Here is a 13,134-nt window from a genome sequence, read left to right on the forward strand (position 1 = left end):
TTCCTGCTAAATACACCTAGGCCCAAACACGGAGCCCCGGCAGCAGCTGTACAACCTGCGCCGGGGCTCCGTGTTTGCGGCTTGCATCGACTTTATTCGGCCTACAGCTTAAACTGGGCACAGAGTTTAACGCCGAAGTCGCGGGCGCCGGGCAAGTCGCGGTAAGTCAGGCGGTGCAGAAAATCGACCCGCAAAAACTTGAAGATGTTCTCGACGCCGTAGCCTACCTCCAGGTAAGGCGTGCTACCCAGGGGCCTAAACGTAGGCAGCGGGGCCCCGCTGGCATCGATGGCCGGTGTGGCGTCGCGGTTGGCTTGGCTTACGCCGCCGTACAGCACATTGCCCGAGGCCAGCAGGCGCCAATCGAGCTTTTTGAGCAGCGGCACCGCGTTCACGAACAAGCCCTCGAAGTAGTGCTCGGCGTGCAACGAGGCGTACCGGTCGCTCACGAACTCGAAGTAGCGCATGAGGTTGTAGGCGTTGGAAGTGTAGATGAACGACTCGTTGCCTAGGTGCGACTTGAGCACCGGGTACGGCACCGTGCTCGGGATGTAGCCCGCATCCACGATGTACTCGGTACGCCCCAACTGGCCCAGCTGCACGCTGTGCGTCATCGTGAAGTTGAACTTGTGGTACTCGAAGTCGCTGCCCAGCACATCGGGCAGGCCCAAGGTGTAGCGGAACGTAAACACCGGCCACTTCATCAGGCCCACGGCGTAGCGGCGGTTCTGGTTCTGAATCAGCACCTCGTCGGGGGCGTAGCGCGACTCAAACACCACCTCCGACAGAGAATACTGCCGCGCCGTGGGGGCGTTGGGGCCGTGGTCGGCGCTGGTGTAGTACGCGAAGTTGTACAACGGATCGAAGCGCTGGTGGCGCAGCGTCACCTTTTGGGTGAAGTTGTGGAACAGGTCGGTTTGCGCCGTTGCGCTCGTCATGTCGCGCCACACCGGCAGGCCGGGCTTGATGTTGCCGAAGCGCGCCGCGGCCTCAAACAACGGGCTTTCGAGGGCCAGGTCGTTATCGAGCAGGGCTACTAGGTCTACGTCGTGGCTGTGGCGTACGCTAAAAAGCGTCCAGTTCTGCCGATTCAGGATGCGGTCGGCCGCGAGGTTGTACTTGAACTGCCCGTCGCGGGTGCCGTAGGCCACGTAGCCTTGCAACAGCCAATTGGGGTTTAGCTCGGGCGTGCTTCGGAAACCCAGGCGCAGGCGGTGGCCCTCCACGTTGTTGTAGTTGTACGAGCTGAAAATGGGCCCTAGCTCGAACCGGCCGCGCGGGCCTAGTTCTTTGTAACCGTTCACCACCAAATCGGCCACCTCCAGGAAGGTGCGCACCGAGGGCAGCTTGCCCACCGAGTCGAGCACTGCGAGGGTGCGCTGCTCCTGCGCCGAGAGCGTATCGGGCCGGTGCTGCTCCCAAAAGGTTGCCGGCGTTTTCAGGGCTTCGGGCGCGGCGGCAAAGGGCTGGTCGTAAAAGGGCAACTCGTGCGGGCGGTTGGCGTCGAAGTTGCTGTTGACGGTGGTGAAGCGCACCAGCAAGCCGGTTTGCTTTTTGGTCGGCTTCAGGCCCACCACTACGCGGGTGCGCTGCGGCAACCACGGCCCGGCCGGCGAGGGCGCCAAATCCTGGTACACCCGTATTTGGTCCACGAAGTTGATGTTGGCCTTGGGGTCTACCTCCAGGTCGACGCGGCGCAGGGCGTAGGAGTTGGTGGTAATCCAGATGCGGCCCGTAAAGGCCAGATCCTGCGGGCGGCGCGGAAACACCTTCAGCTGGTAGCAGCGGTCTTGGCCCACCATCACCGAGTCTTCGAGGTCGTAGTCGTAGGTAATGCGCCAGCCGTCGGCAATGGGCGAGATGAAGTCCTTGCCCATCACCACCTGCCAGTTCGGGTAGAAGTCGTAATCCTGAAACGAAGAGCCCAGTACCTGCGAAAGCAGCGTGCCGTCTTTGGGCGCCACGCCGTGCAACTTAGTGTGCTTTATTTCCTCCCGCTCGCGGTTGGGGCGGTGCCGCACGTAGTACCGCGACATCACCTCCGAGGCAAACACCGGCACCGTGGGCTTGCCCGCCGCGTTGCGCGCCAGCTCGCCCACGCCGTTGGCTACGGCCGTCATGTCGCGGATAACCTTGCGGCGCGCCAGCCGGTCGGTAATGTCCGACAGCGACACCTCGGTGCGGTTGTAGCTGTCGAACTCAAACGCCGCCAGCTCCTTCTTGTCGTTCTGCTTTTTGTGCTGCTGCACCTTGCGCAGAATGGCGTAGGCCGGGTTCTCGGTGGGCCGGATGGTTACCTCACCTAGGGCAATGGCGGCCGAGGGCAGGCCAATGTTTACGGTCTGGGCGGGCTGCTTGCCTACGGCCTTGCTGCGCGGCTTAAACCCCACGGCCGAAGCCGTAACTGAATCCACTGGCTGCAGCACCTTGAGCTCGTAGCGGCCGTCTTCGTCGGCGGTGGTGCCAAACGTGGTGCCTTTCACATACACCGATGCGAATGGCACCGGTTGGCCGTTGGCGGCTTCGGTTATCTTCCCGGTAAATACAATTCGCTGTGCAAACGCGGAGCTCGAAGCGGCCAGCATTGCCACCAGCCAAACCCAAGCGTAACGGTACTTCATAACTCTCTCTGCTATTGTCGCAAAGGTACGACGTAGCAGGACAGCAATTACTTTATAAAGCGAGGGACTTCCCTATTCAAGCAATAGACAAACAATTGTTTTTCAAACAGTTATCAACTTACAAACTATAAATAGCCAATACTAAGTTTTCACTTCTTGATGATTACGTCTTCGTGCACGCCGCCAAACCCGTGTATAAACACGTGTTCGGGGTGCTACAAGGTCTAACTGTTGTGCGTTGCCAAGTCCGGCAAAGCGTCCACCTAGCAAAAACATTATTCGCAAACCGTTGGCTTGCTGCCGGCTCCCCGCTGGGCTTCGGACACCTAGGGCTTCTGGGCACTCGGCTTGACTTGCCAGCCAATTAGCTGATTGGGTTTAACGCACACTGATTTAATTATTTTAATAATCGATTATTTACTTAATACATAAGGTCAATATTATAAAAGATAAAGTCTAAACTTAACACTATGGTAACATACTGGCTGCAAACGTCATCTACTTTTGCAGCTTGAATGCACTACATGTCTACATAGATTAAGTGCAATCTTCTTCTCTCTTCATTCCTCCACTGCCCACCAAATGAAGAAACACCTACTGCAACGCAGCAAATGGCCTTTGTTGCTCGTTTTGCTTTGCTTACAGCTGCACACCAGCAATGCTGCAGGCAGCTTAACTTGGTTTACCCCGCCTAGTGCCGCCACGCAAGAAACATTCGAAACAGGTACCAAACCAGATTACGGCACCGGCAGCGTTGCCCTCGGGTCCGGCACTTGGGCGCTCAACGACGCTGTGCTGGCCAGTTCGGCCGCCGACCGCAAAAACGGCAGCCAGGCCGTGCGCTTGCAGCAAGCCGGCACGCTTACCATGGATTTTTACCTGCCCAACGGCGCGGCCAGCGTAACGGTGCAGCACGCCGTTTACGGCACCGATGGCAGCAGCAGCTGGGAACTGTGGGCGCAGCCCGAGGCCTGCGGCTGCAACAAGTGGACGAAGGTAGGCGCTACCGTACTGACGACGAGCAGCACCTTGCAGTCGGCCGCTTTTACCGTGAACATCCCGGGCAAGGTGAAATTCCAGATTCGGAAAACCTCGGGCGGCGCGGCCCGGCTGAACATCGACGACTTTACGGCGGTGGAGTACGGCGAGACCCCCACTTCCGTCGACAACGACCACATGGCCCTGGGCAACCCCAGCGGCGCCACTGCCGATGTAAACAACCCCAACAACTACCTCATGCGCAAGCCTCAGTTTGCGCTCAGCTACTCGCGCGACCGGGGCACGCCCAACTGGGTATCGTGGCACCTGGATATTGCGGACCGGGGCAGTGTTAACCGGCAGGAGGATTTCCGGGCCGACCCGGATGTGCCCGCCGGCTGGTACCAGGTGCAGGGCAGCTCGTACCTAGGCTCGGGCTTCGACCGCGGCCACAACTGCCCTTCGGCCGACCGCACTTCCAGCCCCGAGAACAACTCGGCCACGTTCCTGATGACGAACATGATTCCGCAGGCACCGCAAAACAACCAAGGCACCTGGGCCAACCTCGAGAACTACACGCGCTCCTTCCTGCCCGGCAACGAGGTGTACGTCATCATGGGCAGCTACGGCGTGGGCGGCAAAAACGCTAGCGACGTGACGAACAACACCGTTACGAACACCATTGACCAGGGCCGGGTAACGGTGCCCAAGCGTGTGTGGAAGGTAGTAGTGGTGTTGCCGGTGGGCAACAACGATGTGTCGCGCATCAACGCCAACACGCGCATCATTGCCATCGACACGCCCAACGAAAACTCGATCAGCCCGGATTGGGGCAACTACCGCACCAGCGTCGACAAAATTGAGGAAGCTACGGGGCTCGACTTGCTTTCGGGCCTACCGGTAGAAGTGCAGGCCATTATCGAATCGAAAGTAGACAATGGCCCGGTACTCTAACGCTCCTGCTTCGGCTTACTCCCACCCTGTAGCTACTCCTCGCATGATACACGCTTATTTGTTTCGCTGGCGGGCCACCTGGTTGCTGCTTGCGGGCCTCCTGCTTGGCTGGTTTGCGCCGCAAGCCTGGGCCCAAACACCGTATTCGCTGTCGGCGGGCCCTTACGCCGAGAACTTCGACAACATTGGCAGCTGGACCGCCGACTTTGGGGCGGGTACCGGCGCCAACCGCTTCAGCAAGGCTTTTGCGCAACCTACGCTGCCCAACACCAACAACGTGTTTACCACGGGTACGGCCGGGGGTGTGCAAAAAGGCACCAACGATGCCCTAGGTAAAATTGTGCTGTTGGCCACTGGCACCACCGATGGCCAGAACGCCGCCGCCTTCGACCTGAACCTAGATTTCAGCAACGCCACGGCCGGCACCATCAGCCTCGATTGGGCTTCGGTGAACAACTCGACCGGCGACCGTAGATCGACCTTTAAGCTGCAAACCAACACCGGCGCCAACGGCGTGTTCGTGGATTTGCCGCACCCCGCGGTGGTTGTAGCCAACAACGTACCGACTTCGGGCGCCCTGAACAACATTGCATTGCCGGCGGCCTTCAGCAACAATGCCGGGGCCAAGATTCGCTTCTTCCTCGTTACCTCGGGCGGTGGCACTACGGGCAGCCGCCCCAAAATCAGCATCGACAACCTGCGCGTAACGGCCGGCAGCCCCGACGGCGGCCCTGCGGCAAGCATTGGCGCGGCGGGCGTGCAGGCTACGTCGTTCTGCGTTACGGCCACGGCGGCTAGCTCCTCGTTTGCGGTTACGTTTAGCAGCACCGGTAGCTTTGCCGAAGCATTTGGGGTGCAGCTGTCGGACGCCAACGGCAATTTCCCGCAGAACACGACCAGCAACCTCATCGGCACCGGCGCGGCTTCGCCCATTACGGCGGCTATTCCGGCCAATACGCCCAGCGGCGCCGGCTACCGCGTACGCGTGGTGAACGGCAGCCCCGCTACGTATGGCCCCGGCAACGGCAGCAACCTGGGTGTAGCCCTGGCCCCTGCCAGCAACGGCGTAACGGTGGCTCCGGCTGCCGAGCAAATCATCGTCGGCTCGAACCTAGGCACTTCCCTTACGTCTACTGCCACAGCACCATCGGCTTTTGCTTGGTACTACGCTACCAGCGCCGCCGGTCCGTTTGACAACAGCATTGCTGGCGCTACCGGCGCGGCGTATCAGCCCAAGGGCAGTGATTTTGGCGCCGCCGGCACCTACTACGTGGTGGCCAAGGCCACCAGCACTTGCGGCAACGTAGAGGGCCAAAGCATGCCCGTAACCATTCGGGTGATGAACTCGATGCCGGTGATTACCACCTCACTCGCTGCGGTGCCTGCCTTTGGCAGCGTGGCCGTGGGTGCGGCCGCCAACGCGCAAAGCTTCACGGTAAGTGGCGAAGGCCTGACCAGCAACCTGCTGCTGGCTCCGCCCGCAGGTTTCGAAATCCGGACCGGCAACCAGCCGTTTGCGTGCTGCACCATTTCGCTGGCTCCCACCAACGGCACCGTAAACCCCACCACCGTTGAGGTACGCCTTGCCCCCACGGCCGCGCAAGCCTACCAAGCGGCCATTGCCGTGAGCAGCACCGGCGCCGCCGACCAAGCCGTGGCGGTATCGGGTAGCGGCACCGAGCCCATTTACCCCGCCACCGTAGGTACGGCGGCAGTAACCAACCTAGCTCCTACCAGCGCCAGTGCTGGCGGCAGCATTACCACCGACGGCGGCAGCGCCGTAGCAGCCCGCGGCGTGGTGTGGGGCACGGCTCCCAACCCCGCACTGGGCACCAGCCAAACCTCCGACGGCACCGGCAGCGGTGAGTTTACCAGCGTCATCACCGGCTTGTTGCCCGGCACCACGTACTACGTGCGCGCCTACGCCACCAACACGGCCGGCACCACCTACGGCGACGAGCTGACCTTTACCACGCCTGCCGTACCGCTGGCCGACGAACCCACGGCTGCCGCCCAGCTGGTGGCGAGCCAAGTAACCACCAACTCGCTACAGCTAACCATTAGCGGCGGCAACGGCGCCAAGCACCTTGTGCTGGCCCGCCTAGGTGCTCCCGTCGATGCTACGCCCGAGGACGCCAAGACCTACCTAGCCGATGCCGCTTTTGGCAAGGGTAACCAAGTAGGTGCAGGCAACTTTGTGGTGTACGGCGGCAGCAATAACACGCTTACCGTTACCGACCTGCGCCCGAACACGGCTTACTACTTTGCGGTGTTCGAATACAACGACAATGGCACGCCTTACGCCGAAAACTACCTGACCTCGGCTAAGGGCGAAGTTGCGGCCACCACACAGCCCGTACCGGCCAAACTGCTGCTCGAAGAAAACTTTGTGTACACCGCCGGCTCGCTGCTGACTGCCAACAACTGGGCAGCGCACAGCGGCACCGCCGCCCCTGTTGCCGTGGCCACCGGTAGCCTTGCCTACCCCAATTACGGCGCCAGCAACCTAGGCAACTCGGCGGCTATTGTAGCCAACGGCCAAGATGTAAACCGCTCGTTCGAGACGACCTACGCCCGGACGCCGGTGTACACCGCCTTCCTGGTGAAGGTGAACAACGCCAGCAGCACCGCCGACTACTTTCTGCACCTAGGCGCCTCCACGCTGGGCACTAACTTCCGGGCCCGCGTATTCGTGCGCAAGAACACGGCCACCAACAAGGTGCAATTTGGCGTTAGCGGCAGCAGCAGCACCGTTGTTTACGCCCCTGCCGAGTACGACCTAGGCACCACCCACCTGCTGGTGCTGAAGTACACTTTCGACGAGACCAGCAACGAAACCAAGCTGTTCATCAACCCCGCCGCCAACGTTGAGCCTGCCACGGCCAACGCTACCGCCACCGAGGCCGGCAGCACTTCGCTTTCCGATATCGGCACCGTTGCGCTGCGCCAAGGCACCAACTCGCCCAACCTGCTGATCGACGGTATTCGGGTGGGCAATACTTACCGTGTGGTAAAAACCGGCCTTACTTGCGAGCAACCTGCCCCGGCTTTTTCGGCCACTACGGCTTGCGCTGGCACGGCTACCACCTTCACCGATGCTTCTGCCAGCATACAGGCCGATGCGGTGTATGGTTGGGACGTGAACAACGACGGCCAGGTTGACTACACCACCAAGGGCAACATCGAGCACACGTATGCGGTGGCTGGCACCTACACGGCCAAGCTCACCATCACGCAGGGCCAGTGCTCCGATACCTACACGCAAACCGTAACGGTAAACGGCTTGCCCGAGCTGGCTGCGTTACATAACCTCACGGCCACCAGCAAAGCCGATGACTGCGGCGCTTCGGTAGCTTTTGCCGCAGCGGCCACCGGCACGCCCGCACCCGAGGTTACTTTCTCGGCAGTGCTGAACGGCGTACCCACGCCCATCAGCTCACCTTACTTTTTCCCAGTAGGCACCACCACCGTAACGGCTACGGCCACCAACGGCTGCGGCAGCGTCAGCAAAACCTTCGCGGTAACCGTCACCGACGAAACAGCTCCCACAGTACGCACGCGCAACCTAACGGTAACGCTGGTAAACGGTGCGGCCACTATCACGGCAGAACAAATCAGCAACGGCAGCTCCGATGCTTGTGGCATTGCTACGCTTGCGCTCGACAATAGCAGCTTCGATTGCGCCAACCTCGGCCCGAACACCGTGACCCTGACTGTTACCGATGTGCACGGCAACCAAGCCAGCGCGCAAGCTACGGTTACGGTTACGGGGACCATTCCGGAATTCACCATTTCCGTTACGCCTGCCACGCCAGTATACACGGGCGGCGTGGCCACCAACTTGTACTTGGGCTACGGGCCGCAGCGCGTAACCCTCGCGGCCACCGGCGGCGTGCGCTACACCTGGAGCCCGGCTACCGGCCTAAGCGACGCCAGCGCAGCCAACCCCACCTTTACGGCTACAGCGCCGGGCACTTTCACCTACACCGTAACGGCGTACAGCGCCTCGGGCTGCACGGCTACTAAGCAGGTAACCCTTACGGTGCTGGACGTGCGCTGCGGCAACAAAAACGATAAAGTACTGGTGTGCCACAACGGCAAAGCTCTGTGCCTCGACGCCCAAGGCGCTGCCGACCACCTCGCCCATGGCGACAAGCTAGGCGACTGCCGTACTCAGGCTGCTCCTACGGCTAGCCCCAACACCGCAGCTTTGGTAGCAGGTAGTACCCCAGCTAGCACGGCAAAGGGAGAGCAGGTATTCGAAGCCTTCCCGAACCCCTTCGCGGAGCAAACGGTGGTGCGCGTACGCACTACCGAGGCCAGCCGGGCTCAGCTGCAACTCTACAACAGCCTGGGGCAGCTGGTGGCTACCTTGTTCGAAGGTACTGCCGAGGCTGGCCGCACCTACGAGTTTACGGTGCAGGGCGCCTCGCTCGCCCCGGGCGTGTACACCTGCCGCTTGGCCCTAAATGGCAAAGTGGAAGTGAAGCGCCTGATTGTGGCGAAGTAATTGGCTTAGCACAAACCCAAAGCGGCCCCGCTGGCACTGCCGGCGGGGCCGCTTTGGGTTTTAGGCAATAGGCTTGCGTGGCTCTTTGGTTTGCCGGGGCCTACCGTACCTAGGACAGCACAGCCGGGAGCACAAAGCAAAAACGCCAGGCGTCTGGAAGACACCTGGCGTTTTTCGAGGTAGCGGGGACAGGAATACACCCCGCATTTTCAAACAGACCTACACCGATATAAATAAGCCTCTGCAGAGCGTTTCAATGGGTTTTCCGTGTTCTTGCAACCAGTATAAGTCGGGTTAAACATGATTTAAATCGGCGAGTGTGTACCCCTACGTGTACCCCGAGGAAGACATATGCGTACCCGTGTGAAGGCAAACACAATACCTTCAATGGCTACTGTTTCTTTTCACTTGAAAGACCCCGGGGCAGATCGCCCCACGGCTATTTATGCACTGCTCACCATTAACCGGCGGCACCGCGTGAAGGCCTATACGGGACAGAGCATACACCCTGCCCGCTGGAACAAATCCGATCAACGCGCCCACGTACGCGGCAAGGGAAATGAGCTAAACGGGCACTTAAATGACGCACTGGTTAGGGCAAGCGAGCGAATACTGATAGCCTATAACCAAAGCCTAGCTGCCGGCACTCTTCCCACAACTGCGGCCTTACGTGAGGCCGCAGCCCCTGAGCGTCCCGTCGAGCCGGCCCCGCCACTCGTAGCCGCTTCCGGCGGGCTGTTCTGGCAACGTTATGAGGAATGGGTAAACTATACCCGTGCCGCCGGTACCGTACGTACAGCGCAAGCCCACGCCACCGCCGGACGACACCTACGAGAGTTTGGCGAAGCCAACGGCTACGCCATCGACTTCGACACTCTGACGACTACCGTGGGCGACCGATGGGCGGCCTACTTGCTGAATGTGGCCGGCCTGACCGACAATACCATTAACAAACACTTAGGGCGACTCAAGTCGTTTATGAAGTGGGCTATCAAACGGGGTTACACTGAAAACACATCTCTTGACCGAGTAAGCTGGGCGAGACGAGAGCCAGATGTAGTTGCCCTTAGCGCTGCGGAACTGAAGGCATTGGTGGACTTATCCCTACCAGTAGGTTCCCGGCTGGAAAAGGCCCGAGCCTGGTTTCTGCTGGCTTGCTATACTGGCTTACGGTACTCAGATCTGGTAAGTATTAAGCTCCAACACTTGCGCCCTGCCACAGATAATTTGCCAGCCCACTTGCGGTTAACTGCAAAGAAGACACGCGCAGTGGTAAACGTGCCCTTGACCGCGCAGGCGCTGGACATAGTCAACCGGTTGCTGAGAGGGGAATTGGATAGCTCCAAAAACCAGCCCATCACCAACCCTGTGCTTAACCGCTTTCTGAAGGAGTTGGGCAAGCTTGCGGGCATCGATGCCCCTGTGGAAGTAATCCGCTACAGGGGTGGCGTGGCCGATGTGACCACTGCTGCAAAATATGAATGCTTAACAGTTCACACCGCCCGCCGCACGTTTGTGACCTTGAACTTGGGCAAAGGCATGAGTGCAGAGTTCGTCATGAAATTAACGGGGCACACCTCTTATAAATCGTTTCAGCGGTACGTGAATTTAACACCTCAGCGAGTAGCCGAGGAGTTTGCCCGATTTCACGAGATGCCTACACTGGCAAATGAGCCCGCAAAAGGATCATAGAGGTGCTGGTACTGGTTAGCGCCATTGAATCTGAAATATCAATTAGTGCCAGTGATTCTTGTCACCAGCCCAAACCCTTAAAGCTAAGCCTCAAGATGTCTATGCTCTCTCCTGTCCCACCATTTGAAAGAGCGCTGAAGCTTCATGCCTATTTCTCAAAGGTATTTGATGCTTTTTCCGAACTACCTATATCTGATATCCAGCGCACACTACGCGAACAATCAAAACGTTACACAGGCTACAGAGGCTCTTATTATAAATACCGCCTTTTCTTGGAGCGTATCAGGAGCTTTGTTGAAAAACGAAAATTAGACCCTGCTCGAAGAAAGGTTGTTTTAGAATTTCTCGATTATGAGGAGCCGCTGAATCAAAGCATGATACAATTTCCAGAGTGTCGCCATGAGCTATGGGAGCGCGACAGAGCTGATCTACGAATGAGGCTTTATACTTTATCAACTGGAGAGAAAATCAGCTTACAAGCACTAGCCTGGGCTAGTAGCTACCGCCCTATTGGTGATTTAAACCAGCTTGAAAAAATACAAATTGATGAAGATTCCAAGCAACGAATAGCGGTCATAATTAAAAGACTTTCCCTTCTGGATAGTTGGAGAAGCAAGGAACAGGTAAGCCAGATGATTTTACAAATAGGTGTTCCTACTAGTCCCTTGCCAGGAATCTCCCAGCAAGCCCCTATTATTAATAATAACTATAATACGCTGCCTCCTGTAGAACGTATTTTGGGAAGCGGCTTTACTCTTGGAGAACTCACAGCTCTGGCTCACCAAATCAGTCTTATAGATGAGGCTGAAAACTTCAGTTTGGATGCGCGCAAAAAGGGAGCTTTAGTGGGATTTTGCCAAGCCCTTCAACATCTTGGTAAGCTGCAGGGAAAGCTATCTGATTTGATCCCAACGGTAGGCCAACATTTTAATGTAGAAGTCTTGACCCGCAAGGCTACTACTGATATAGCCCGGCACTACTACGCACTTACCAAGAAAGCACTAAACGACTCCGGCCGATAGATTAGGGGAACATTTACAGCCCAAGGCACCCATTTACGCCCCGTGCTTTTTTGGGGCTGTGGTGTAACCGCTATTTGTGGCAGAGCTGCCCGGCGTACCTATCCGACAGCCCTAACCGCCGATGCAGGCCGTTATACCAGTAGGCGTTGCCTACTCCCAACTACTAGACGACGTGAGGGCCGTGGTGCGGCACGAACTGCAGCACCAGCCCCAGGCGTGCGTAACCATTGCGGATAAGCCAACAGATGACGAACTGCTAAGTATTCGTGAAGCGGCTACATTACTTGGTGTTACCGTCCAAACGGTGCACGATTGGAAGCGCAGGGGGCTTCTTAAATATCACAAGTTGGGAAGCCGAAGCTACCTCAAGCGGATCGATGTCATGAACGCGTTGAAAGGCTATCAACGTGCCGTAAAGCCCCCAGGACACGGACGGCATGGCTAAGCAGACTGCTTTACCAGATGTAGCGCTCCCAGCCGATTCAACTATCTCTCTGGCCGCATGGGGCCCTGATGATCTATCTGTTGCATTAGCGTTAACCGGCACTTTCACCCCCACGCCAGACCAGCTGGCCCTGGCGTTGCGAACACTATACCCCAACAGCCGCCACCCTTCGGTCGCTGACATACTAGCCGCCGGGTGGCTTGTGCCAGACACTTATGGCAAGTGCTTACGGTACCCTCCTATTTCAACAGAAGAGTTATGGAGCCGTATACACCACCCACCCCGACCGGAGGCCGCAGCTCCTCAGGATGATAAGCCCGATACCCCGCAGCTTTCTTATTTCACAGGGCCTATCACCAACACACTTCCCCACTTAACCATTACCCTGGCTGCCCTGCACCAGGTGATAGTGACGCCCCCACAGACGCTGTTAGAGCGCACACGGGCCGCTAGGACAGAGTACAAAGCCCAAGGGAAAAGCGCTCGTTACAAGGAGCTAAAATGCCAGCTCGATTACTTCACCGCCGGCGGGATCTTTTCCCGTCGACAAGACCAAGCGTTGCTTGCTCCTTCCGGGCTCCTCATTCTTGACTTTGATGAACTTGGGAGCCGGGTAGAAGAGGCTAAGCATGCACTGCTGACCGATAGCGCGCTATCTGCAGCCTTGTGCCTTGTGTTTGTGAGTCCATCTGGCGACGGGCTCAAGGCCGTGCTATCCGCCGATCCTCGGTACCCTCGTCGGACAAACTACGAACACATCGCACGGTACCTGGGCAGGCAGTATGGCTGGGGCCCCAGCCTGGACGCAAAAACAGCCGATGTGTCGCGTGCCTGCTTCGTGAGCCACGACCCTACGGCATGGCTATCCCCCCATTTACATATGGATATCTAACAGCAGGTCGTCACAACCAC

At 58.4% G+C, this 13,134-nt stretch carries 7 protein-coding genes; 6 read left to right on the plus strand and 1 reads right to left on the minus strand.

Annotation, left to right across the window (positions count from 1 at the left end; genetic code table 11):
* Positions 1–101: 101 nt before the first annotated feature.
* Positions 102–2,621: a DUF5686 and carboxypeptidase-like regulatory domain-containing protein gene (locus D3Y59_RS12680; protein WP_119445383.1), complete on the minus strand. Its 2,520-nt coding sequence runs from the start codon at positions 2,619–2,621 to the stop codon at positions 102–104.
* A 582-nt stretch (positions 2,622–3,203) separates the two neighbouring features.
* Between D3Y59_RS12680 and D3Y59_RS18660 the strand changes: the two genes are divergently transcribed.
* The 6 genes from D3Y59_RS18660 to D3Y59_RS18860 all read left to right on the plus strand — a co-directional run bounded on the left by D3Y59_RS18660 (position 3,204) and on the right by D3Y59_RS18860 (position 13,114).
* Positions 3,204–4,553: a DNA/RNA non-specific endonuclease gene (locus D3Y59_RS18660; RefSeq protein WP_240410359.1), complete on the plus strand. Its 1,350-nt coding sequence runs from the start codon at positions 3,204–3,206 to the stop codon at positions 4,551–4,553.
* Positions 4,554–4,596: 43 nt separating this feature from the next.
* Positions 4,597–9,063, plus strand: coding sequence for a T9SS type A sorting domain-containing protein (locus D3Y59_RS12690; RefSeq protein ID WP_162910757.1), 4,467 nt, complete (start codon positions 4,597–4,599; stop codon positions 9,061–9,063).
* 387 nt (positions 9,064–9,450) lie between these two features.
* Positions 9,451–10,755 (plus strand): tyrosine-type recombinase/integrase, encoded by a 1,305-nt coding sequence (locus D3Y59_RS12695; protein ID WP_162910758.1) that lies wholly within the window; start codon positions 9,451–9,453, stop codon positions 10,753–10,755.
* Between the two features lie 95 nt (positions 10,756–10,850).
* On the plus strand, positions 10,851–11,777 hold the full coding sequence (locus D3Y59_RS18360) for a hypothetical protein (protein ID WP_162910759.1): 927 nt from the start codon (positions 10,851–10,853) through the stop codon (positions 11,775–11,777).
* 121 nt (positions 11,778–11,898) lie between these two features.
* Positions 11,899–12,222: a helix-turn-helix domain-containing protein gene (locus D3Y59_RS18855; RefSeq protein WP_119445386.1), complete on the plus strand. Its 324-nt coding sequence runs from the start codon at positions 11,899–11,901 to the stop codon at positions 12,220–12,222.
* Positions 12,215–13,114 (plus strand): BT4734/BF3469 family protein, encoded by a 900-nt coding sequence (locus tag D3Y59_RS18860; protein WP_119445387.1) that lies wholly within the window; start codon positions 12,215–12,217, stop codon positions 13,112–13,114. The genes D3Y59_RS18855 and D3Y59_RS18860 overlap by 8 nt, the downstream gene beginning before the upstream one ends.
* The last annotated feature ends 20 nt before the right edge of the window (positions 13,115–13,134 follow it).

The organism is Hymenobacter oligotrophus, assembly GCF_003574965.1.
Taxonomy (GTDB): domain Bacteria; phylum Bacteroidota; class Bacteroidia; order Cytophagales; family Hymenobacteraceae; genus Solirubrum; species Solirubrum oligotrophum.

Excerpts from the sequence above, each read along its gene's own strand:
- D3Y59_RS18860 (WP_119445387.1), top strand. The coding sequence starts at position 12,215 with ATGGCTAAGCAGACTGCTTTACCAGATGTAGCGCTCCCAGCCGATTCA.
- D3Y59_RS18660 (WP_240410359.1), top strand. The coding sequence starts at position 3,204 with ATGAAGAAACACCTACTGCAACGCAGCAAATGGCCTTTGTTGCTCGTT.
- D3Y59_RS12690 (WP_162910757.1), top strand. The coding sequence starts at position 4,597 with ATGATACACGCTTATTTGTTTCGCTGGCGGGCCACCTGGTTGCTGCTT.
- D3Y59_RS18360 (WP_162910759.1), top strand. The coding sequence starts at position 10,851 with ATGTCTATGCTCTCTCCTGTCCCACCATTTGAAAGAGCGCTGAAGCTT.
- D3Y59_RS12680 (WP_119445383.1), bottom strand. The coding sequence starts at position 2,621 with ATGAAGTACCGTTACGCTTGGGTTTGGCTGGTGGCAATGCTGGCCGCT.
- D3Y59_RS18855 (WP_119445386.1), top strand. The coding sequence starts at position 11,899 with ATGCAGGCCGTTATACCAGTAGGCGTTGCCTACTCCCAACTACTAGAC.
- D3Y59_RS12695 (WP_162910758.1), top strand. The coding sequence starts at position 9,451 with ATGGCTACTGTTTCTTTTCACTTGAAAGACCCCGGGGCAGATCGCCCC.